At 63.2% G+C, this 22,465-nt stretch carries 22 protein-coding genes; 3 read left to right on the top strand and 19 right to left on the bottom strand.

All coding sequences use genetic code 11. From position 1 onward, the window contains the following. Positions 1-91 precede the first annotated feature (91 nt). The 3 genes from AC6IZO_RS15855 to tmk all read right to left on the bottom strand — a co-directional run bounded on the left by AC6IZO_RS15855 (position 92) and on the right by tmk (position 2,524). Positions 92-502, bottom strand: a complete 411-nt coding sequence (locus tag AC6IZO_RS15855; RefSeq protein ID WP_497806354.1) for an Hfq-like protein — start codon at positions 500-502, stop codon at positions 92-94. Between the two features lie 256 nt (positions 503-758). Then, on the bottom strand, positions 759-1,850 hold the full coding sequence (locus tag AC6IZO_RS15850; RefSeq protein WP_497806352.1) for a DNA polymerase III subunit: 1,092 nt from the start codon (positions 1,848-1,850) through the stop codon (positions 759-761). Positions 1,851-1,852: 2 nt separating this feature from the next. Continuing rightward, positions 1,853-2,524 carry a dTMP kinase gene (tmk, locus tag AC6IZO_RS15845; RefSeq protein ID WP_497806350.1) on the bottom strand — a complete coding sequence of 224 codons (672 nt, stop codon included), beginning with the start codon at positions 2,522-2,524 and terminating at the stop codon, positions 1,853-1,855. A 132-nt stretch (positions 2,525-2,656) separates the two neighbouring features. On the opposite strand from tmk, the gene AC6IZO_RS15840 reads away from it, so the two are divergent. Beyond that, positions 2,657-4,558, top strand: a complete 1,902-nt coding sequence (locus tag AC6IZO_RS15840; protein ID WP_497806348.1) for a M61 family metallopeptidase — start codon at positions 2,657-2,659, stop codon at positions 4,556-4,558. 73 nt (positions 4,559-4,631) lie between these two features. Here the strand turns inward: AC6IZO_RS15840 and AC6IZO_RS15835 are convergent, their stop codons facing one another. The 7 genes from AC6IZO_RS15835 to rpsP form a co-directional block, all read right to left on the bottom strand. Continuing rightward, positions 4,632-5,375: a PIG-L deacetylase family protein gene (locus AC6IZO_RS15835; RefSeq protein ID WP_497806346.1), complete on the bottom strand. Its 744-nt coding sequence runs from the start codon at positions 5,373-5,375 to the stop codon at positions 4,632-4,634. A gap of 77 nt (positions 5,376-5,452) precedes the next feature. After that, complete coding sequence (gene rnhB, locus AC6IZO_RS15830; RefSeq protein ID WP_497806344.1) at positions 5,453-6,178, bottom strand: ribonuclease HII; 726 nt, start codon at positions 6,176-6,178, stop codon at positions 5,453-5,455. A 303-nt stretch (positions 6,179-6,481) separates the two neighbouring features. Continuing rightward, positions 6,482-6,841, bottom strand: a complete 360-nt coding sequence (rplS, locus tag AC6IZO_RS15825) for a 50S ribosomal protein L19 (protein ID WP_497806342.1) — start codon at positions 6,839-6,841, stop codon at positions 6,482-6,484. 121 nt (positions 6,842-6,962) lie between these two features. Next, complete coding sequence (trmD, locus tag AC6IZO_RS15820; RefSeq protein ID WP_497806340.1) at positions 6,963-7,790, bottom strand: tRNA (guanosine(37)-N1)-methyltransferase TrmD; 828 nt, start codon at positions 7,788-7,790, stop codon at positions 6,963-6,965. 46 nt (positions 7,791-7,836) lie between these two features. Next, entirely contained in the window at positions 7,837-8,385 is a 549-nt protein-coding gene (gene rimM, locus AC6IZO_RS15815; protein WP_497806339.1) for a ribosome maturation factor RimM, read from the bottom strand. 6 nt (positions 8,386-8,391) lie between these two features. Beyond that, positions 8,392-8,664 carry a KH domain-containing protein gene (locus AC6IZO_RS15810; protein ID WP_497806337.1) on the bottom strand — a complete coding sequence of 91 codons (273 nt, stop codon included), beginning with the start codon at positions 8,662-8,664 and terminating at the stop codon, positions 8,392-8,394. A gap of 35 nt (positions 8,665-8,699) precedes the next feature. After that, positions 8,700-8,945, bottom strand: a complete 246-nt coding sequence (gene rpsP / locus AC6IZO_RS15805; RefSeq protein WP_497809982.1) for a 30S ribosomal protein S16 — start codon at positions 8,943-8,945, stop codon at positions 8,700-8,702. 732 nt (positions 8,946-9,677) lie between these two features. Between rpsP and AC6IZO_RS15800 the strand changes: the two genes are divergently transcribed. Continuing rightward, the gene (locus tag AC6IZO_RS15800; RefSeq protein WP_497806335.1) at positions 9,678-10,169 is read left to right on the top strand and encodes a chemotaxis protein CheX; all 492 of its coding nucleotides are present in this window, start codon (positions 9,678-9,680) and stop codon (positions 10,167-10,169) included. A 15-nt stretch (positions 10,170-10,184) separates the two neighbouring features. Here the strand turns inward: AC6IZO_RS15800 and AC6IZO_RS15795 are convergent, their stop codons facing one another. The 8 genes from AC6IZO_RS15795 to AC6IZO_RS15760 form a co-directional block, all read right to left on the bottom strand. Further along, positions 10,185-10,712, bottom strand: a complete 528-nt coding sequence (locus AC6IZO_RS15795) for an ATP-binding protein (RefSeq protein ID WP_497806333.1) — start codon at positions 10,710-10,712, stop codon at positions 10,185-10,187. A gap of 48 nt (positions 10,713-10,760) precedes the next feature. After that, a complete protein-coding gene (priA, locus tag AC6IZO_RS15790; RefSeq protein ID WP_497806331.1) occupies positions 10,761-13,211 on the bottom strand; it encodes a primosomal protein N' in 2,451 nt (816 codons plus the stop codon). Between the two features lie 2 nt (positions 13,212-13,213). Beyond that, the gene (locus AC6IZO_RS15785; protein ID WP_497806329.1) at positions 13,214-14,104 is read right to left on the bottom strand and encodes a uracil-DNA glycosylase; all 891 of its coding nucleotides are present in this window, start codon (positions 14,102-14,104) and stop codon (positions 13,214-13,216) included. After that, positions 14,104-15,342 carry a bifunctional phosphopantothenoylcysteine decarboxylase/phosphopantothenate--cysteine ligase CoaBC gene (gene coaBC / locus AC6IZO_RS15780; protein ID WP_497809980.1) on the bottom strand — a complete coding sequence of 413 codons (1,239 nt, stop codon included), beginning with the start codon at positions 15,340-15,342 and terminating at the stop codon, positions 14,104-14,106. Before coaBC ends, AC6IZO_RS15785 begins: the two co-directional genes overlap by 1 nt. Before the next feature lie 68 nt (positions 15,343-15,410). After that, on the bottom strand, positions 15,411-15,638 hold the full coding sequence (gene rpoZ / locus AC6IZO_RS15775; protein WP_497806327.1) for a DNA-directed RNA polymerase subunit omega: 228 nt from the start codon (positions 15,636-15,638) through the stop codon (positions 15,411-15,413). Positions 15,639-15,665: 27 nt separating this feature from the next. Continuing rightward, the gene (gmk, locus tag AC6IZO_RS15770) at positions 15,666-16,364 is read right to left on the bottom strand and encodes a guanylate kinase (protein ID WP_497806325.1); all 699 of its coding nucleotides are present in this window, start codon (positions 16,362-16,364) and stop codon (positions 15,666-15,668) included. After that, complete coding sequence (locus AC6IZO_RS15765) at positions 16,361-17,248, bottom strand: YicC/YloC family endoribonuclease (protein ID WP_497806323.1); 888 nt, start codon at positions 17,246-17,248, stop codon at positions 16,361-16,363. The genes gmk and AC6IZO_RS15765 overlap by 4 nt, the downstream gene beginning before the upstream one ends. After that, positions 17,248-19,116, bottom strand: a complete 1,869-nt coding sequence (locus tag AC6IZO_RS15760; RefSeq protein WP_497806321.1) for an ABC transporter ATP-binding protein — start codon at positions 19,114-19,116, stop codon at positions 17,248-17,250. The genes AC6IZO_RS15765 and AC6IZO_RS15760 overlap by 1 nt, the downstream gene beginning before the upstream one ends. Before the next feature lie 300 nt (positions 19,117-19,416). Here AC6IZO_RS15760 and AC6IZO_RS15755 point away from each other — a divergent pair, with 300 nt between their 5' ends. Further along, positions 19,417-21,141, top strand: a complete 1,725-nt coding sequence (locus AC6IZO_RS15755) for a methyl-accepting chemotaxis protein (protein WP_497806319.1) — start codon at positions 19,417-19,419, stop codon at positions 21,139-21,141. Positions 21,142-21,464: 323 nt separating this feature from the next. On the opposite strand, the gene rapZ is transcribed toward AC6IZO_RS15755, so the two are convergent. Beyond that, positions 21,465-22,391 (bottom strand): RNase adapter RapZ, encoded by a 927-nt coding sequence (gene rapZ / locus AC6IZO_RS15750; RefSeq protein WP_497806317.1) that lies wholly within the window; start codon positions 22,389-22,391, stop codon positions 21,465-21,467. Positions 22,392-22,465 lie beyond the last annotated feature (74 nt).

Genomic DNA, 22,465 nt, shown 5'->3' with positions numbered 1-22,465 from the left:
AAAAACAAGTTCCCCGCAGCACCCTCTGAGCAACAGCAAAGCGCCCCGCGGGGCGCTTTCTCGTCAGGCAAAAACTCTTCGGAAACGGCGGCTACTTTTCTTCTTCCTTGTAGATGTACTTGATGCCTGCCTTGTAGATAAGCAGGTTGCCGCCGGTGGCGCGCGTCAGCTTGATGCAGGTGCGGTCGTACCACTCGATGACGCCGTGCAGTTCCTCGCCATCCAGGGTGACGACGACCATCGGCGTTTTGCTCTGCATCTGCTTCTGGTAATAGAAATTTTCGGCATGTGTCTGCTCGGGCGGAGCCACCTTCTTGGCCTGCGGCGCAGCTCCCGGGCGCGACTCCGCACTGCTGGTCCGGGGAGATTGCGGGCGGCGCTCCGCGCCCTCTCCATTGCGCACTTCATTGCGCAGAGAAGGGCGGATCAGCTTCCGGTTGCCGAAGCTCTCCTGGTCCGTGGCGCGCCCGACAGCCGTCGAGTCGGGTCCATTCTTCATCATGTCGTCTTCCTGCCTTGGTTCAAGCTCCGCACCCAAGCGGCTCCGCACACACGAACCGCACACACGCTGCCGTTCGCCTGGAAAATCCGCTGAAGTTCAGGAAACTCTCGGGTGGTGGATATTTGAACTCACCCTACCACACGCCCCTGTGCCTGACAATGACGCCGAACACTGGTCCGTGAGATTTCACTGGGAATGACGTAGCATCCAACACTTATCGGGGAGAATGAGGCCAGATTCAGCGCGTTCCGATGGGCTAGACTTCCAGCGCGGCGGAGAACGAATCCAGCGAGAGCGAACGCAGCAGGTTGCGGCGCATTCCGGCCTGCACCTCGCCCAGACGGTCGGCGGCCGCGCGCAACCACTCGAACGGCACTGCGTGCGCCATGCGCGACAGTTCCTGCTCAATGTCCGTGTTGTGCACCAACTCGGTGGCGCCCGATTGCATATAGAGCAAATCCTCCAGCAGCAGGTAGAGCGTGACAATCAGCGCGTCGGTCTTTTCCTTGCCCTCGCCGCCGGCGCGGTAGCCTTCGGTGGCTTTGAACAGCGTTGAGTGGTCGGCCGAGCCGAGCGCGCTGTTGAGCAACACCAACGCGTCATGGCGGGCGTTCAAATAGGCGGTCAGGTCAAAGGTGCGCGCGCGGCCCACGGCACCGGCGCTCAGCCGGGCCACCAGCTTGCGCTGTGCGGCGTTCCACTCCACGCGGTTCGAGAGCAGCTTCTCCACCTCGTCCGCGGGCAGTGGGGAAAGATTCAAGGTGATGCAGCGCGAGCGGATGGTCGGCAGCAGCGCCGAGGAATTTTCCGCCAGCAACATCAGCGTTGCGAACTCCGGCGGCTCCTCCAGAACCTTCAGCAGCGCGTTCGCCGCTTCCTTGATGAAGTTCGATTCCGGAAAGATATAGAACTTCTGGCGGCCTTCACCCGGCTTGTAATAGATGGTGGAGGTGACGTGGCGCACCTGATCCACCTTCACCAGCATCTGCGGCGGGTCGGGCGGAATCACGAGCACTTCAGGATGACTCTGCACGAAGATGCGCGTCTCGCGCTTATCGGCGTCGCGCAGATTCTCGCGGGCCTCCACGGCCTCGGCAAAACGCTGATCAAGCTCATCCGATTGCGCGATGCGCGTGCAGTTGGAGCAGTGCCCGCAGAAATCAGGCAGACCGTCGACCTCGGGGCGCTCCAGGCAGTTGACGGCCTTCGCCACCATCTGCGCCAGAGTATATTTGCCGCTGCCGCGCGCGCCCGTCAGGATGATGCCGTGGGGCAGGTGGTCGCGCGCGATCATCTCGCGCACGCGGCGCACCGTCTCGGCATTTCCGTGGAATGCGGCGAAACCCACCGTCAGTCTCCCTGCGCCAGGTGGAAGCGTTCGCACACGGCATTCAATACATCAGGGTGCACCACTTCGTGCGGACGCCGCGCGTCAATCATCACCACGCGCTCGTGGTCACGTTCGGCAATCCGGCGGTAGGTCTGGTGCACGCGCTCGAAGAAGACGCGGTTTTCCTGCTCAAAGCGGTTTTCGTCGGCGGTATCCGCGTTGCGCTGATTGCGGCGCCGGGCCCGTGCCACGCTGGCCGCGGAGTCGGAGTCGAGCAGGATTGTCAGGTCCGGCTGCATGCCTTCGCACAAGACGCGATGCAGGGTCAGCACGGCCTCCGAACCGAGTTGCCGTCCGCCGCCCTGGTAGGCCTCGGAGGAATCCGTAAAGCGGTCGCAGAGCACCCAGGTGCCCTCCGCCAGCGCCGGGCGGATCACTTCCGCCAACTGTTGTGCGCGGCTGGCAAACATTAGCGCCAGCTCCGTCAGGGGAGCAAGCCCCTGCGTGCGAGAATCCAGCAGCACGGCGCGAACGCGCTCGCCAATGGCGGTGCCGCCGGGTTCGCGTGTGGTCAAAACTTTCAAACCCTGGGCGCGAAGCACCTCCGCCAGCCGCTCAAGGTGCGTGCTCTTGCCGCAGCCGTCGAGTCCTTCGAAGGTGATAAAGCGTCCGCGTTGCTGACCATTGCTCACGACCAAATTCTACCAAAGCGGGAACCTGCGGGTTTTGTGGCGCGTAGAAGTGGATTATCATCACAGCAACGTCGTTCACCGGCCAGGTTCACCCTTGCGCCTCAGGCCACCAAGTCCATTCCAGGAGATGTCATGCAGCGTTTGCGTTTCGCCGCTCTGCCTTTGCTATTTCTATTGCTGATCTCCACGGCCTTCGCGGAGAAGAAGCCCGCGCCGGCCGCGCAGCCTCCGGTCATCACCCTTGCGGTGGATGCCACCGAGGCGCCGCGCAAGGTGTTCCACGCCAAAATGCAGATTCCGGCCAAGGCTGGCGACCTCGTGCTCTATTACCCAAAGTGGATTCCCGGCGAGCACGCGCCCACCGGCCCGGTTGCCGATGCTGCCGGTGTTCACTTCACCGCCAACGGCCAGCCGCTGCGCTGGCATCGCGACACGCTCGACATGTGGACCTTCCACGTTGATGTGCCCGAGGGTGTGAGCGAAGTGGAAGCCTCGCTCGACTACCTCAGCCCGGTCAGCCAGCCCGGCTTCAGCTCCGGCTCCTCTGCCACCGACAAGATGGCCGTGCTGAGCTGGAACTGGGTGGTGCTCTACCCGAAGGGTTGGACGAGCGACCAGGTGCAGGTGAAGGCGAGCCTGAAGCTTCCGCAGGGCTGGAACTACGGCACTGCGCTGCCGCAGAGCGCGAGCAACGACGGCGCACCGGAGTTCGCCGCCGCCTCGCTCACGACGCTGGTGGATTCGCCGGTCATCATGGGCCGCTTCCTGAAGAAAGTGGCGTTGCTGCCCGGCACCAAGCCGGAGCATGAGATGGACATCGCCGCCGACAGCGCTTCCGCCCTGGCCATGACTGCCGAACAGCAGAAGAAGTTCGACAACCTCGTGGCGGAAAGCGGCATTCTCTACGGTGCGCGCCACTACCGCGACTATCACTTTCTGCTCTCGCTCAGCGACAATGTGGCGCACTTCGGGCTTGAGCACCACGAGAGCAACGACAGCCGCATCAGCGAGAACTTTCTGACCGACCCGAGCATGTGGACGCTGGGCGCGACTCTGCTGCCGCATGAGTTCACACACTCATGGAACGGCAAGTATCGCCGCCCCGCTGACCTGGCCACGCCCGAATACCAGACGCCGATGCAGGACGACCTGCTCTGGGTCTATGAGGGCCTGACCGAATACTTCGGCTACGTGCTCACCGGCCGCTCAGGCTTCTGGACGCCGGAACAGTGGCGCGACCAGTTCGCCAACCTTGCCATGACCTACAGCTACCGCTCGGGCCGCAACTGGCGTCCGCTGGAAGACACCGCCACCGGCGCGCAATTGCTCTACAGCGCCGGACGCGGCTTCAGCAACTATCGCCGCGGCGTGGACTACTACGACGAGGGCGCGCTGGTCTGGCTGGAGGCCGACACCATCATCCGCCAGCAGACAAACAACGCGAAGTCGATGGATGACTTCGCGCACCTGTTCCACGGCGGCCAGAATACGGCCCCGATGGTGAAGACCTACACCTTCGACGAGGTGGTGAACACGATGAATCAGGTGGCGCCTTACGACTGGCGCGCGTTCTTCACCGAGCGCGTCAAGAACCTGGCGCCGAAGGCCCCGCTGAACGGCCTCTCCAATGGCGGCTGGAAGCTGGTCTACACCGCCGAGCCAAACTCGATGATGAAGCTCGACGAGCAGGTGGGCAAGATGGTGGACGCCACCGCCTCCGTGGGCCTGGTGTTGAGCGCCGAGGACGGACGCGTGGGTGACGCCATTGAGGGCGGGCTGGCCTCCAAGACCGGCATCGGCCCAGGCATGCACATTGTCGCCGTCAATGGCCGCAAGTTCTCGCCGGAGATCTTCAACGCCGCACTGGTGGATGCAACGAAGAGCAAGGAACCTATCCAGTTCATCGTGGAAAACACCGACTACTACCGCACCGTGGCGCTCGACTACCACGACGGCCCGCGCTATCCGCACCTGGTGCGTGATGACTCGAAGCCCGACTACATCGGCGACATCATCCACGCCAAGGCCAAGTAAACGCACTTCGCTTCATCCATGCAAACGAGAGAGGCCGCCATGCAGGCGGCCTCTTCCCTTCTACAGAAAACTTCTATTCATCCACCACGCCCTCAAACAAATCCGTTTCAAACTTCGCGTCCTGAATCTGCGCGGTGGCCGCCAGGTGATACAGCTCATACGGCCCGCGCGGCAGCACAAAGTTCTCAAAGGTCGCGAACAGCGGGCTCTGCGTGGTGTGCTGGCGGAAGGCCTCGATCTTGCGGCGCAGCTTATCTTCGCCAATCTCAATGCGCGCGGAGACCGGCGCGAGCGAAACCGGCGGGCGCCCCTCCATGTGGAAGTTCGCCGTCGAGTAGTAGAGCTTCTGCACCTGCCAGGTCTTCATGCCTTCGGCAATCTGCTTGGCGTAGCGGCGCACGCGCGGCGCGGCCTGCACTGCGGCGCTGGTAAACAGGCTCGCCATGCCGTGGTCGGTGTGCCCGGTCACCGAGCCATCGGAGCCGAAGGTGACCACCACCTGCGGACGAAAGCGGCGGATGCGTTCCGTCAGCGTCCCCACCACCGAGTAGAAGTCCTCGCGATCCAGCCCGGCGTCGTGATAGTTCAGCACCTCGCCCGTGGAGTTGAGCATCTGGCAGGCACGCGCAAACTCCCCGCGGCGCAGCGCGGCTAGTTCATCGTCACTGCCAGCCTCGCCCCGGTGCGAAGCGGCGCGGCCTTCCGTGAGGCAGATGATGTGTGTCTGAATGCCGCGCTCGTGCGCGAGCAGCAGCGTGCCGCCAAAGCTGCTGGCCTCGTCGTCCGGATGCGCGGTAACGCAAAGTAGTCGTAGCATGATCTCCTCGGTACAGACTCTTCTACTGGTATGGATGCGCGATGTGCGCTGGCGATGCGCCTCGCGTGCCGTGTGCCTCAGGCCTCTTCCATGCCTTCGCCAAACAGCTCGCCCTGCGCGCTGCCGACCGGCGCAAAGCTCCGCCGGTGCTGCGGCGTGGGCCCGTAAAGCCGCAAGCCTTCCAGATGACGCGGCGTGCCGTAGCCCATGTTGTGGATGAGGTCGTAGTGCGGATAGCTCTCGTGCATGGCGCGGATCAGCGCGTCGCGCTCCACCTTGGCAAGAATGCTGGCGGCGGCAATCGACGCCGAAAGAGCGTCGCCATGAATCAGGGGAGTCTGTGCAATCGCGCAGTCGATCCGCTCGGCATCCACCAGCAGGTGGCATGGGCGCAGCTTCAACGACTCCACCGCCTGCTTCATCGCCAGCCGCGAAGCCTGCTTGATGTTGATGGTGTCGATGACCTCGACCTCCACGCGCGCCACCGCCCAGCACAACGCGTGCTCATGAATGCGCCCATACAAGTCTTCGCGCTCGGCCCGCGTGAGCTTCTTGGAGTCGTCCAGCCCGCGAATGCGGTAGCCGGGGTCGAGCACGCAGGCGGCGGCCACCACCGGCCCGAACAGACATCCGCGCCCCACTTCATCCACGCCCGCAATGTACTGCGCCCCCGCGGCCAGCAGCTCGCGCTCATAGCGCGTGGTGCACTTCAGCTTCGGCGCACCGGAGCGGCCGGCGGCCTTGCCTCGCGCAGAGCGAGTGCCGGGTTCAGCCTCATACTTATGGGAGGAGCGTGCGGTCACGATAGGCCTAGGGTCGCACCCGTGGCGGCGGGATGCAAGCGGGTTTCACGTGCCGCGCTCGCAAGCCAGTCGCGCCAGACACAATGCGGTGAACCTCTCGCGGCACGCTGTGGAAATTCTGTTTCGCAGACATGGCAACGCCCCAGCGCGCGTTCACGCACTGGGGCGAGCGGAGCCTATGACTCACATCGCGAATGGTTCAGGTGCCGCGGGCTTGCGCCGGATGTTGGCGTCAGCCTGGGCCAGCACCGACGGTGCTCCCTAGAGAGCACGCCAATGCGAAACCGCCGTCAGACGCCCGGCTTACTTCGCGCGGGTGTCGAGTTCCTTCAAACGGGCGGCCTTGCCACGCAGCGCGCGCAGGTAATACAGCTTGGCGCGGCGAACCTTGGCCGAACGGATGACTTCAATCTTGTCGATGACGCGCGTTCCCAGCGGGAAGATGCGCTCGACGCCCATGCCGAAGCTCATCTTGCGAACGGTGAAGCTCGGCTGCGCGCCGTTGGCCTTCTTGATCACGAGGCCTTCGAACGCCTGCAGGCGTTCCTTGTCGCCTTCCTTGATCTTCACCTGCACGCGGACGGTGTCGCCCGGGACGAAGTTCGGAAGGTCGGTGCGCTGCGCCTTGGCCAGCAGCTTGGCGATGATCGGCGATGTAGACATGACTGTTTTCCTTTTCCTGCGGACTGCCCGGCGCGGCCGGCCATCCTGAAAAATCGCAGTGTCAAACCCGGGTATGCTCTGTGCGCGTCAACATCACGGCGCATACCCCGCGCGCCACTGCTTATATCTTGTTCGCGGAGCGGATCTCCCGGACCAGCTCCTCGTCTTCCTTGCTGAGCGCCGCCTTCGCCAGAAGGTCCGGCCGGTTCCTCAGCGTTTTTTCCAGCGCGCGGCGTCGCCGCCAGCGCCGAATCTCATCATGGTTCCCGTTCATCAGCACTTCGGGAACCGGCCACCCGCGAAACTCCGCGGGCCGCGTGTAATGCGGGTAGTCGAGCAACCCGCCGGTGGAGCAGGTGGAATCCGGCTCCAGCCGTCCGCGCTCGTCATAGCGCGGCGAGGCCTTGATGGCGCTGAAGCTTTCGCTCTTTGACGAAGCCTCATTGCCCAGTGCCCCCGGCAGCAGGCGCGTGACGCAATCAATGATCAGCGCCGCACCCAGCTCGCCCCCGCTCATCACAAAGTCCCCGACTGAAACCTCACGGTCGCAGAGGAACTCCGTAACTCGCTCATCCACTCCCTCGTAGCGCCCGCACAGCAGCACCACGCGATCCAGCTCGCTCAACTCGGCAGCCATCGCTTGGTCGAACTTGCGGCCCTGTGCGCTCATCACCAGCACCGACTCGCGCGCCTCGCCCGTGATGCGCTGCTCGCGTGGAGCAACCTGCATCCCAGCCAAGCAATCGAAGATCGGCTCCGGCTTGAGCACCATGCCCTCGCCGCCGCCAAACGGACGATCGTCCACCGTGCGGTGGCGGTCATGCGTGAACGACCGGAGGTCGTGGATTCCGATGTCAATGATCCCGGCCTCGCGCGCCCGGCGCACAATGCCGTAATCCAGAGGCCCTTGGAAGAAATCCGGAAAAATCGTGATGATCTCGAACTTCATTCCGGGTTCCTCTGCAGCACGGCCAAAGCCGCGCCCCCTGCAAACTTCACTTCTCCGGCTCGTCCATTTCCAGCAGCCCTTCGGGCAACTGCATTTCCAGCCGTTTGGCCGCCGTATCAAGCTTCACGACGAAGTGCTTGACGAACGGCACCAGAAACTCTTTCTTGCCCTGCCGCACCACCATCAACGGTGCTTCGCCGGCGCTGAAGTCGACATCGGCAACCTGGCCGATCTCGCCATACTCACGTCCGCCGCTCGTGGCCGTCACCACGCAACCTTGCAGGTCGCTGATGTAGACCTCGTCGTCGGTGAGTGAAGCACGCTGGCTGGCCGGGATGCGAAGCTCGGCACCGACAAGCGGTTCTGCTTCCTCGATGGAGTCGACGCCCTTGAACTTGAAGACCAGCCGCTCTTTGTGCGGCCAGTAGTCTTCCACCTCAAGCTCGCGGGTACCGGACTTCTCCTGCCAGGCAAGCAGCCTGCGCCGTTCGGCGAACAGCTCGGGGAAATCCGTAAACAGGTCGGCCGCGACTTCGCCGTGGCGTCCCTGCGTCTTGGCCACCCGTGCGAGGGTGACGAACGCGTCTTCACTCATGCGTGACTACTCTTCGCCGTCCTCGTCGTCTTCGTCTTCTTCGAGGATGTCGAGCGAGCAGGTGGCGTCGTTCTTCTCCGCCGCTGCCGTCAGCACGTTGCGCAGAGCACGCGCGGTGCGGCCATTACGGCCGATCACGCGTCCAAGGTCGTCGTCGGCGACGCGAAGCTCAAGCTCCACGTCGCGGTCGTCGCCATAGGCGTCTACCGTCACATCTTCTGGATGTTCGACCAGGGCCTTGGCCAGTAATTCAGCCAGACCCGTCAAATCAGCAGGCATGTTGGCTCCCGTACTTGCGCAGCGTCCGCTTCGAACTAGGCAGCAGCCGTCGGCTCCGCGGCCTTGGCATACAGACGGCTCACGGTCGGCGACAACTTGGCGCCCTTGCTCACCCAATACTCCACGCGCTCGCGCTTGAAGTCGACGGTGGCCGGGTTGGTGCGCGGATTGTAAAGGCCCACAACCTCGACGGAGCGACCGTCGCGTGCGCGTTCCTTCTCAATCACAACAATGCGATAAATGGGCTGTTTGCGCGCTCCACGGCGCGACAAGCGAATCATCAACACGGAAATCGATTCCTTTCCTTCTCGAGCTGATACACGATTTACGCGCCTTGTCCGGCTGCTTCCCGGTGGCACCTTCCGCGTACCCGCTTCATCCTGAACCACACAGATTGCCACGCTCCCGGCCTCGGCCGTCCGCCCGGCAATCCTGAAAACCTGCTGCGAAAACCGCAGCATCGCACCCTTCCGGCGGATGAACCGCTGGAAGCCCCTTGAACCACGCCATCTCAGTCTTGTGAACTGAACGTGGAGCACCCGGTATGCCTGCCGCTCACGCGGGCAAGCTCCAAGTCCCCGGCAGGCAATGCCCGCAAAAGAACTTCCGGTGGAGCCAGTGCGGAAAACCAACAGGAGATCCGGAACGATACCGCCCCGGCAAACACTGGTGGCAAACCGTTATTATTGCGTAAGTTGCGCCCGTTGACAAGCACAGCAACGCACCCCGGCCGCGCTTGTTTCCGCCGTGAAGCCGAAACAAGTTCGCCAAGGATTTGAAAGCAAAAAACTTAGCGGGAACCCCGCTTCCAGCCAGAAATTCCATCGGCACAGCCACAGAGCCGCGCCTAGGCCCGGAAACAGAAAATTACTATCCCAGCTTTCTCAGTGTACCAGCTTTGCGGCGGCCTCGGCACGCTTCGCCGCTAATGTTGCAATTCGTTTGCGACGATATTCCCACTACGCGGCACCGCGAACCAAAGCGGCCGCCATCTGCGAACGCGCGAGCACAGCATGGAGATTACGCAAAGCCCCGCAAAAGCGGTCAAGGGCCTCGGAGAGTGGATGGAACTGCTCCGCCAGGGTGCCTGTGAAGTTTTCGAGACCATGATCGGCGGCACCCGGCTGGCCGTCGACGAAGAGGCCGAGCCGATGACAAGCAGCGGTGTGGCGGCCATGGTCGGCTATGCCGGTCCGTTGACCGGAGTCTTCGTCATCCGATGTAGTGAGAACGCCGCGGCCGTGATCGCCTCGCGCATGCTGGGCCTGCCCGTGGAAGAAGCGGCGAAGGAAATGTGGGACGCCATGGGCGAGGTCTGCAACATGGTTGCCGGCAACTTCAAATCAAAGCTCGGCGAGGCAGGTGAAAAGACCATGCTCTCCGTGCCGACCGTGGTGGCGGGCAAGGCCTTCAAGCTGCGTTCGCTGGCCAACGGCATCACCCTGGAGGCGCTCATGCGCTTCGACGACGAGGTGATCTCCTTCCGCCTAGAACTTCACGGATAACACTCAGCTCAATTTTCAGAATTTGCGCATGTGGATTTCGCTGCCACCGCGGCGGAAACGGACTTCGTCCATCAGGTGGTTGATGAGGTAGATGCCGCGTCCATGCGACTCATGCAGATGCTTCGGCCTGGTTGGGTCAGGCACTTGATGCGGATCAAAGCCCGGGCCGGGGTCGCGCACCACAATGCAGACGCTCCTGCCGCGCTCGATGCTCACCGAGCATTGCACGTACTTGCGCGGGTCTCCCTGGCAGCCGTGAATGATGGCATTGGCCAGGGCTTCACGCAGGGCGGTCTCGATCTCCAGCTCGCGCCCGGGGAAGGTCTTCTCCACCAGCGCGAGCACCGAATCCACCAGCGGCGAAACCGACTCGGCCCGCGCAGGAATGGTGATGTCCATCTTCAGCAGCAGCGGATCGGACAGACGTGCAGCCGGCTTCTTCTTCGCCACGGCCTTCCGCGCAGGGCGTCCGCCCATGGCGGCGCGCTGGGTCACCCGCTGGTTCCGCGCGGACTTCTTCGCCGGCTGTTTCTTCGAGGCCATCCTCGGGCCCTTTCGCGGCAATCGCCGCATTTCCCGCCTCAATTCTATTTACATCAGCGAGAGCGCGTCCACATCCACCACCACGGCCGTGCGCGGAACCTTCTGCTCCACGGCGTGGGCAATCATCGCCCGCAGCAGCGTGTTCATCTTCTCGCGGCTGGCAGACTTCAGCACAAAGTGGAAGCGATAATCCTTCTTCAGCCGTATGACCGGCGCGGGCGCGGGGCCAAGCACGCGGATGCCCTCATGCCGCGTCTGCTCGAACCAGCGTCCGATGAGACCTGCCCAGCGCATGGCTTCCTCCTGCTTATCACTCCGCACCAGCACGTTGGCCAGCGCGGTGAAAGGAGGGTAATGCATCCAGCTGCGAAATTTCAGCTCTTTTTCCGCAAAGCCGTGGAAGTCCTGCGCGGCGGCAAACTGCACGGCGTAATGGTCGGGGAACATCGTCTGCACAATGACCTTGCCCGGTACGTCGCCGCGTCCGGCGCGGCCCGCCACCTGGGTCAGCAGTTGGAAGACGCGCTCGGCGGCACGGAAATCCGGCAGGTTGAGCGCGCCGTCTCCGTTGACCACTCCGACCAGCGTGACGCCGTGCACGTCGTGGCCCTTGGCGATCATCTGCGTGCCCACCATCAGGTCGATCTCCCCCTCGGCAAACGAAGTCAGCATCTCCTCGAAGTCGGCATGCCCGCGCACAGTGTCGCGGTCCATGCGGCCCACGCGCGCCGTTGGGAACGATGCGTGCATCATGTCCTCGAGCTTCTCCGAGCCGGTGCCAAGGAACTGCACGTACTCGCTGCCGCACTTGGGGCAGCGCTTCGGAATCGGCTGCTTGTAGCCGCAGTAATGGCACACCAGGCGGTGCTCGCGCTTGTGATAGGTGAGCGCCACGGCGCAATCGCGGCATTCAATGGTGTCGCCGCAGGCGCGGCACATCACCCACGAGGAATAGCCCCGGCGGTTGAGCAGCACCATGGCCTGCTCGCCGCGCTCCAGCCGCTCCTGCACGGCCTCCACCAGCTTGCGCGAGAGCACAGGCTCCTTGCCGGTGTCGCGGAACTCCTCGCGCATGTCAATCAACTCCACCTCCGGCAGCGGGCGCTTCTGCACGCGCTCCGGCAGCGAGATGAGGTTGTACTTGCCGCGCTGCGCGTTGTGCCAGCTCTCCAGTGAGGGCGTTGCCGATCCGAGCACCACGGTTGCGCCCAACGCGCGGGCGCGCACGGCTGCCACGTCGCGCGCATGATAGCGTGGCGTCTCTTCCTGCTTGTAACTGTGGTCGTGCTCCTCATCCACGATGATGAGCGCCAGCTCGTGCACCGGGGCGAAGATGGCCGAGCGCGTACCGACGGCGATGCGTGCCTCTCCGCGACGCAATCGGTGCCACTGCTCGGCGCGCTCGCGGTCGCTGAGTGAGGAATGCAGGATGGCGATGTCGTTGCCAAAGACGCCGTGCAGATCGGCCGCTACGCCCGGCGTCAAGCCAATCTCCGGCACCAGCAGAATGGCGCCGCGGCCGGCCTTGAGCACCGCCTGCATTGCTGCCAGGTAAACGGCGGTCTTGCCGGAGCCGGTGACGCCATGCAGCAGGTGCACGCCGAACTTGCGCGAGTTTACCGAGGCGTCAATGATGCGCAGCGCCGCTTTCTGCGCGGGCGTGAAGATGAATTCCAGCGTGGTGCGCGGCTTCATCATCGGCACCGCCTGCTCGGCCTGCTCTTCCACAATCTCCACCGCGCCGCGCTTGACGAGCGTTGCCAGCGAACTGGCGGAGACCTGTTTGCGAACTTCTCCGAAAGGCACTCGGCGATGCGCCAGCACGTGCAACACCTCCTGCTGGCGGGCGTTCAGCTTGCCATGCTCGGCGTCATCTACCAGTTGCGCGTAGCGCACAATGCGCCGCGCGTCGCGCGCGCCGGAGAGATCAATGCGCTCGATCCACTTGCGTGAAGTCAGCGTGCGCAGCAGCTCGCGCGTGGCGCCCGTCGCGGCCCGCAGAGACTCTTCACGCACGGCGTCGTGGTCCGCCAGGTACTCCAGCAGCGCCATCGCCGCGCTCTCCAGCTCCTTGCCCAGCGAGGACGTGCTGTAGAGTTCATCCGCGCCACGGTCGGTGATGCGCCAGCCATACGACTGCTTGAACTCCGCCTGCAACGGCAGCATCACGCGCAGCACTTCGCCGATGGGCGCAAGGTAGTAGCCAGCAATCCAGTCGCCGAGCGCGAGCAACTGTTCGTCCAGCACAGGCTCACGGTCGAGCACCTGTGCCACAGGCTTCACCTTGTAATCCGGCGTCTGATTGTGCAGGCGCGTGACCACACCCGAGAGCTTGTTATTGCGAAATGGAACAATCACGCGCCCGCCGACGACGGGAGCCGCGCCGTGAATCGCGTAGGTAAACGTCGATTCCAGCGGCACGGGCAGCGCGACTTCACAGTAGGCGAAGCCCTCCAGCTCCGCCTCCGACTGCGAAGGAAACAGCGTGGGCGCGCGCATGGCTACTGCCCGTCAGGAGACTTGGAGGCGGGCATCGGCAGGCCGAGGAAGCGCATCACCATCTGAAGGTCCTTCCACGTCTCCTTCTTCTGGCGCGGGTCACGCAGCAGGTATGCCGGGTGGTAGGTGACGGCGAGCTGCGCGCTGTAATTCGGGTCGTACTCTGGCAGCGTGCGCGAAACCACCGGGCTGAAGTCGTACATGCGTCCGCGCAGGTTCGCCATCGTGTCATTGATGCCGAGCAGCGTTTTGGCCGCGACCGCGCCGAGCGCCACAATCGCCTTCGGACGCACCACGGCAATCTGCCGCATCAGGAATGGCGAGCAGATGGCGCACTCATCGGGCAGCGGCGTGCGGTTCTGCGGCGGACGGCACTTGACCACGTTGCCAATGTAAACGTCCTCGCGGCGCAGCCCCATGCCGTTCTGAATCATGTTGTTCAGCAACTGTCCGGCGCGGCCCACGAATGGCTCGCCCTGCTGGTCCTCATCGGCGCCCGGGCCTTCACCCACAAACATCAGTTCGGCGTGCGGATTGCCCACGCCAAAGACGATCTGCTTGCGTCCCTGCGCGTGCAGCGGACAGCGCGTGCAGTCACCAAGGTCTTCGCGAATCACGCGTAACGCGGCGGCAGGGTCTGCAACGGGCACACGCGGAACTTCAATCTCCGGCGTGGCAATAGCAATCTCGGAAGCAGCGGGTTCCAAGGTCATCGCTTCCGCAGCGGCCTCAGCCTCGGGCGCGCTGGCGAATTCGGCAGCCGCAATCGGCGGCTCGGCTTCTTCGCTCTCGCTCACCGCCTGGCGGTAAAAGTCGTAGATGCCAAGCTCGCGGTAATAGCGAATGCGTTCGGCGGCGGCCTGTCGTGTTGCGGGGTTCAGTGTGCGCGCCATCAGGCCTTCGTCGCCTCCGTGGCTTGCGTGCGCAGCGCACTCACCGCGTCCAGAATGCGCGCGGCCATCTCCTGCTTCGTCATCTCGGGAATCTCAATCATCCTGTTGTTCATCACAATGGTGCCGGCGTTGCGGTCGGAGCCGAAGCCCAGACCCGCGCGCGAAACATCGTTGACCACAATCGCGTCAACCTTCTTGGCCGCCAGCTTCTTGCGCGCGTTCTCCATCACGTGTTCGGTCTCGGCGGCAAAGCCGATGAGTACCTGCTTCGGCAGACGGCGCGCACCCAACTCGGCCAGAATATCCGTCGTCGGTTCCAGATCCAGTTGCAAGGCACCCACGCGCTTGATCTTCTGCTCCGCCGTCTGCTTCGGGCGGTAATCGGCAACGGCGGCGGTCATGATGACCACATCCGCCTCGGCCGCGTGGTTCATCACGGCATCGCGCATCTGCGCGGCGGTCTCCACCGGCACAAACTCCGCCGCGTTGGGCGGCGTCAGCGCCGTAGGCCCGCTGACGAGCACCACGCGCGCGCCGCGGCGAATCGCGGCCTCGGCCAGCGCGTAGCCCATCTTTCCGCTGGAGCGGTTGCCGATGTAGCGCACCGGATCAATCGGCTCCTGCGTGGGACCGGCAGTGATCAGCACCGTCTGTCCACTCAGTTCCTGCGAAACGCCCAGCCGCTCGAGCGTCGCCGCGGCAATCTCCGCTGGCTCGGCCAGCCTGCCCTGCCCCACCATGCCGCAGGCCAAGTAGCCTGTGCCCGGCTCAACAATGGTGACGCCGCGCTGGCGCAGAATGGCCAGGTTCGCCTGCGTGGCCTCATGCTGCCACATGTTCACGTTCATCGCCGGAGCCACAATCACCGGCGCCTTCGTCGCCAGGTAGAGCGTGGTGAGAAAGTCGCTGGCGATGCCCTGCGCAAACTTGGCGAGCACGTCGGCCGTGGCCGGAACCACCAGCAACGCGTCCGCCCACTGCGCCACGCTGATGTGCTCCACCGCCGAATCCAGGTTCGGCGTGCTGCGCTCGTCCTCGAACATGGAGGTGATGACCTTGTGCCCGGAGAGCGCGGCAAACGTCAGCGGGCGCACGAATTCCTGCGCGGCGGCTGTCATCACCACCTGCACCTGCACGCCGCGATCCTGCAACAGGCGCAACACTTCGGCCGCTTTGTAGGCGGCGATTCCGCCGCTGACTCCAAGGGCTATGTTCATCTCACAATTGTCCTGCGGAATGTTTCCAGGCGTATTGGATGCGCGAAACCGGCCGGCGCATCACCGGCCGGTCCGCACCGCTGAATCTATTATTCTTCGCCGTGTTCCGGCTCTTCCTGGGCAGTGGCGGCGGGAGCGGCAGCGCCGGGCTCGGGGATGAACCAGCCGACCTTGTCGGCCTTCACTTCCTGCTCCGCCACGCGGCACGCCTTCTTGCTGGCTGTATCCACCAGCGGTTTGGCCCCGGATTGCAGTTGACGAGCGCGCCTGGCGGCAACCAGGATGAACCGATAATTGCTGTCGAATTCGTGCTTCATCTCCATCACGCGTCCTCCCCCGAAGAATTAGTGTTGCTTGACCGGCTCTCCGAACGTCGCCAGAATGCGCTCCACCACGCCGCTGGCCTCAACATTCTTGCGGAGGCAGGGCTCGGCCAGCTTGAGGATAGCCTCGTCCGGCTCCTGCATCTGTGCGCGCAGCAGCACCGAGCGGGCAATGGCAACCAGCTGGCTGACGGCGTCATGCAGCCTGTCGTTCACCAGAATGTAGTCGTATTCCCGGTAGTTTGCAATCTCCTTGGAGGCAGCCTGCAGGCGGCGCTGAATCTCGTCCAGATCCACCTTGCCTTCCTGCTCGCTACGCCATAGAAGGCGCTTCTCCAGCACCTCCCTCGAGGGCGGCAGGATGAAGATGCTCACGGCATCTGCGACCTCCGCGCGAACCTGGCGGGCGCCCGCCACATCAATATCGAGCAGGAGGTGGTGCTCCTGCTTGCGCGCATCCTCAAGGTACCGGCGATCGCTTCCGTAGCGATTCTTCACGAAGACATCGGCAAACTCCAGGAAGTCCCCCGCCTGGGCCTTGCGCTCAAACTCCTCGCGCGTGATGAAGTGGTACTCTCGCCCGTTCTCTTCGTTTCCACGCGGTGAGCGCGTGGTGTAGCTGACGGAAAAATCAATATTCGGGACGACGCTACGCAGTTCCTTGACCAGCGTCGATTTGCCCGAACCGGATGGCGCGGAGATGATGAATACCTGTGTCATTCGATGTTCTGAACCTGCTCGCGTGATTTTTCAATGCCAGCCTTGAGCGCCAGCCCCAGTTCGGTAATGCGCAGGGCGTCGCCCGTGACACCGCCGGTCTTGGAGAGCATGGTGTTGGCCTCGCGGTTCATTTCCTGCAGCAGGAAGTCGAGCTTCTTGCCCGCCTCCTGCCCTTCTTCGAGCAGCCCGCGGAAATGCTCGATGTGCGTCTTCATGCGCACGATCTCTTCGTGTATGTCGCTGCGCTCGGCGAGCAGCGCGGCCTCCTGCAGCACCCGGTCGGGATCGGCCTGCGTGCCCAGCAGTTCCTGCAGGCGAAGCTGAATCTTCTCGGCGTAGGCGCGCGAGACATCGGCGCGGTGCTGCTCAATCTCGCAGGTGGCCTTCTCCTGATCGTCAACCTGTGCGAGCAATGCGCGCTTCAACTCCGCACCTTCGCGGGCGCGCATCTCATTCAGCTTTTCAATGGCTTCGGCGGCGGCAGCCAGCAGCGCGGCCTCAGCGGCTTCGCCGTCCTCCAACTCGCCGGAGTTCGACAGCGCGCCGTTCAGGCGGAAGGCGGCGTTCAGGTCCGGCTCGCCACTCAGGCCAAGCTCCTTGGCCATGGCGCGGAAGGCGTTGACGTAGCCGCCCACCAGTTCGCGGTTCACGGAAAGCGCGGCGCTCGGCCCGGCTTCCAGCGCCAGCGTCAGCTCAATGTGCCCACGGCTCAGCTTCTCCTTGAACAGACGGCGGAGCTTCTGCTCCAGCAGGTCGGAGTTGGCCGGCAGGCGGAGGTGTAGATCGAGGAAACGGTGGTTGACCGACTTGAGCGAAAGCGTAAAGGCGGTGTTGCCCACCTGCCCTTTCACCTGCGCAAATCCGGTCATGGAGCGGAGTGTCATCAGTCTTTGGCTCCTTGCGTGGGGATGTGGAGGCCGTGCGGTGCACTGGGCGGCTCCAGATCCACAAACTGCATATCGTAAAGTCTGCGGTACGGCCCCAGGCGGCTGATCAGCTCGTCGTGGGTGCCGGCATCCGCAATGCGTCCGCGCTCCAGCACCAGAATGCGTGTGGCGCGGCGGACGGTGGAGAGCCGGTGCGCGATGACAAACACGGTGCGGTTCTCCATCAGGTTTTCGAGGGCGGTCTGCACCAGCCGCTCGCTTTCGGTATCGAGTGCCGACGTCGCCTCATCCAGAATCAGGATGGGCGAATTCTTCAGGATGGCGCGGGCGATGGAGAGCCGCTGGCGTTCACCGCCAGAGAGACGGAAGCCGCGCTCGCCAATCACCGTGCTGTAGCCCTGCGGCATGCGCTGGATGAAGTCATGCGCCAAGGCGGCCTTGGCGGCTGCCTCCACCTGCTGTTGCGAAAGCCCCGGCTGGCCGTAGGCGATGTTGTTGCGCACCGTGTCATTGAAGAGCACGGTCTCCTGCGTAACGATGCCGATCTGCGCGCGCAGCGAATTCAGCGAGACATCGCGCACATCGTAGCCATCAATCTGGATGCGTCCGCCGGTAACGTCGAAGAAGCGCGGAATCAGGTGCACCAGCGTGCTTTTGCCGCTGCCGCTGGAGCCGACGATGGCAACGACTTCGCCCGCCTTGGCCTCCAGGTTGATGTCCTTGAGCACCAGCGGCGCGTTCGCCTCGTCGTGATAGCTGAACTCCACGTGCTCAAAACGCACACCCTCATGAAACGGCGGCAGCTTGCGCGCCAGCGGCTTCTCCCGCACCTCGTCCACAAAATCCATAAACTTGAAGACCGAGTCGGAGGCCGCCAGCGATTGCTGGAAGGCGTTATAGAAGCCCGCGAACTTGCGGACCGGATCGTAGAGTCGGAAGGTGGCGAAGATGAAGGCGACGAACATGCCTTCGGTCATCTGCGCGTGATTGATGCGGTCGCGGCCCACCAGCAGCAGCAGGCAGATGGCCACCGAGCCGAGCACGTCCATCAGCGGCGACGTGACAGCCTGCGCACTCACCGAGCGCAGGTTGGCCCTGAAGAGCTTGCGCGCCGCACCCTTGAAGCGCAGCACCTCAAACAGTTCCATACCGAAGGCCTTGACGATGCGGTTGCCCGTGATCGTCTCGTGCAGGATGTTCTGAATTTCCGCCAGCTTGTCGAGGCCGGTGCGGGTGGTTTTGCGCACTGTGCGACCCACGCGACGTGCCGATGCCAGGATGACCGGCACAAACACCAGCAGCACCCACGCCAGTTGCTTGCCGGTAAAGACGACAACGCAGACGAGAAATACGAGGGTAAAGAACTGCTGCAGGAACTCGGCCAGCACGGCAGTCAGCGCCGTCTGAATGCGCTCCACGTCATTGATGACGGCCGAAACCAGCGTGCCCGTCGGATGCTTCTGGAAGAAGGCGGCGGAGCGGCGCATCAACGAGCTATAGAGGTCGTTGCGCATGTCCGTGATCAGCCCGAAGCCGGCGTAGTTGACCAGGTAGGTGCCCACGTAATCGCACACGCCCTTGATCAACGTGGACATGATCAGCGCGTAGGCCACGATGGTCCACGCATTGTGGAAGTGGCTGGGCACGAACTGTTGCAGGTAGAGCGTCTTGCCGGTCAGCGGAATGGTGAACAGCGCAATGTTGTCCGACTGCGACTCGGGTTTGAGCACACGGTCGAAGATTGGGCGGAACAGCAGCAGGCGGAACGCTTCCAGTGCGCCCACGGTGGCCATCAGCATCACCGAGGTGATCAGTTGCAGCCAATAAGGACGCACGTACCAGAGCAGCCGGATCAGGCGGCGCATGAGCCACCTCGATGCGCGGGCGGGGGAATCAGAGCAGCGGGCTGGAAATCAGAGCGCAAGCGTTGATTTTACTGGAGATGGCGGGCAAAAGACAGTGTGCGTCTGCAGGCCGGGGTTCCCGGCACAATCTACCGGAATTTTCCGCAAAACTTCCTCTCTTTTGCAGGAATTCCCAGACTGCAACTCGCCGTTAAAAATCCATGCCGGGGCCGGAGACGATGTGGAGAAAACTTCGTCCGGAGTCGATAGGCGAGTTGTAGTCCTGCTGCGGCCTCGCGGCCTCTGCGAAGGAGCACGCTCGTGAACCTGTTGAAGAATCTCCGGATCGGCCAGAAACTGGCCCTCGGTTTTGGCCTTATCCTTGTCGGCGCTCTGGTGCTGGGCCTCAGCGCCGTCCGGCAGTTGAACCAGATCAACACAAATATGGATGTGGTGCTGACCAACTCCATGCCCTGCATTCGGGCACTAGGCGAGATGCGCTACCAGTTGAGCTACCTGCGACGCACAGAACTGAATGCCCTGAGTTCGCAGTCCGGCGAAGATCTGCGCAAGTATATTGACCGCTTTGACAGTGCGCAGGAGGCCTACAAAAAGCAGCAGGCCGTCTACGAACCAATGATCAGCGCCGACGATGAGCGCGAGCTGTACAAGCAGCTCTCCGACGCCATGCAGACCTACCTGGCTTCCGCGCACAAGGGGCTGACGCTCTTGCAGCAGGGGAGCCATGACGGCGCCCGCGAAGTAATTGCCAAGCAGAACGCGGAGCTTTGCCAGCGCGCCACAGACCTGCTCAACAAGGATATGGAGGTTAATGACGGGCAGGCGAAACAGGCGGCCACAGCGGCTTCCTCTGCTCATAGCCGCTCAGTCACCGTCATCTTCAGTGTGCTGGCCCTGATGCTCGGCTGCGGCATGGTGATGGCCTGGATGGTGACGCGCTCCATTACCGGCGTGCTGCACAACACGCGCGACCTGCTGGGCAGCCTCGAACAGGGCGATCTCACCGCTTCGCTTACCGTCGAGGGACGCGATGAGCTGGCCGAGATGGGCCACTCGTTGAACAGCACCATTCAGAGTCTGCGCGAAATTCTCTCCGGGGTTGCCGGCAACGCCAGCCAGCTCGCCGCCGCCAGCGAAGAAATCAGCGCCAACGCCGGGCAGGCCACGGAAAGCGCGCAGCGGCAGTCGGACCAGGCGACGCAGGTGGCCGCCGCCATGCAGGAAATGGCAGCAACCGTGATACAGGTTTCCGGCAACTCCCGCCAGGCTTCGGAGGCCGCGCACAATGCGGCTGAAACTGCGCGCGAAGGCGGCAAGGTGGTGCAGGAGGCTGTCTCCACCATGCACGCCATTGCCGACTCCACACGCGCGGTGGCCTCGCAGATCACCGAACTGGGCAAGAGTTCGGAAAAGATCGGCACCATCGCCGCCGTCATTGACGACATTGCTGATCAGACCAATCTGTTGGCGCTGAACGCCGCCATTGAGGCCGCCCGCGCCGGAGAACAGGGCCGCGGTTTCGCCGTGGTCGCCGACGAGGTTCGCAAGCTCGCAGAGCGCACCACCGCCGCCACAAAGGAAATTGCCGGCATGATTCAGGGCATACAGACCGAGGCCCGTAGCGCCGTGCAGGCGATGGAAGGCAGTACCCGTGAAGTCGAGCGCGGACTGTCCAAAACCGAAGGCTCCGGCGAATCATTGGAGAAGATCATCAGCATGGCCAACAAGGTGGGCGACATGGTGACGCAGATTGCCACGGCCGCCACCGAGCAGGAGGCCACCACTGAGCAGGTCAACCAGAGCATCACGGCCATCGCTTCCATGTCCACCTCCGCGTCGGAGGCCGCTGAACAGACCGCCAAGGCCTGCGCAGACCTCTCCAGCCTGGCAGGCGATCTGCAGAATGTGATTCAGCGATTCAAACTTGGCGAGCAGGCGCGTGGTGGCAGCGCAGGTGCGCTGCACGGTTCCGGGCGCTCGCTGCAGCAGTGGTCACCGGGCACCTATTCACAGCATGTGCAGTAGAAACTGGAATTGCTCTTTGACGAGAAAGAGGCCTGCGGCGCAGGCCTCTTTCCTTTGTGTATTGAAAGCGTCCCCGTCTGCACCGCGCCTGGTCATCAGTGGTGGTGATGGATTCTCGGCCGGGCCTGCATCCACAGCGGGCCATAGTGAATTGCCATGCACTCATGGCAGCGCAGAGGACGCCGCAGCAGAAGAAGCATCAGCAAGGCGCGCAGAGACCTGTGGCCGGAATAGTGAATCCGCGAAGAACCACACTTGGGACAGACCGGCTTGGTGATGTAGGACACGGTCCTTCTCCTGAAGGCACTTTGGGAAGACACACCCTAGCGGGGCGCGTCGCGATGCTCGCACTTGACGCGGTAGCCTGCCTTGGCCAGCATCTTCTTCACCTCTTCCGCGATGAAGACCGAGCGGTGCTGCCCGCCGGTACAGCCAAAGGCAATCGTCAAATAGCTCTTGCCCTCATCCACGTAGTGCGGCAGCAGGTAGATCAGCAGGTCGGAAACACGCTTGATGAACTCCTGCGTCTGCGGGAACGAACGGATGTACTTGGCCACCTTCGGATGGCGGCCAGTATACGGGCGGAATTCGGGGACAAAGTGCGGATTCGGCAGGAAGCGCACGTCGAACACAAGGTCCGCATCTTCGGGCACTCCATTCTTGAAGCCGAAGCTGATGGTGGAGACCAGCAGCTTCTTCGAGCGCGGCGCGTCTTTCTGGAAGTAGTCGAGAATGTGGTCGCGCAGCTCGTGCACGTTGAACTTGGTGGTATCGAATTCGATGTCAGCGATGTTGCGGATGGGTTCCAGCAGCCGCCGCTCGTTGTTGATCGACTTTTCGACCGTATTGGCGCGGCCCAGCGGATGCGGGCGACGCGTCTCACTGAAGCGGCGCACCAGCACGCTGTTGCTGGCCTCCAGAAACAGCAGCGTCACTTCCAGCCGCTTGCGCAGGGCGGCAATGATCTTCGGCAACTGGTCAAGGTTGCTGCCCTCTCGGATGTCGACCACCATGGCCCCATCGCGCGGCTCGGCGGCACCGGCAATCAGCTCGCCGAAGCTCGGAATCAGCTCCACCGGCAGGTTGTCCACGCAGTAATAGCCCATGTCCTCGAATACCTTGAGGGCCGAGATTTTCCCCGAACCGCTCAGGCCGGTAATCATCACCAGCTTGGGACGCGGAGAGTGGGATGGATTCTGGGGAGCGGACTTGGCGGCGTGACGTTTCTTCGAGCTTGTGCGTGACACCATGGGGTAACTCTACATGACAACGGCGGTGCGGGAAAAGATGCGAGCCCCGCCACGGCAATCAAAGGTGAAACAGC

Source organism: Oryzophilus luti (assembly GCF_059726245.1).
The sequence above is the reverse complement of the archived record's forward strand: the minus strand, read 5'-3'. Positions and strand labels throughout refer to the sequence as shown.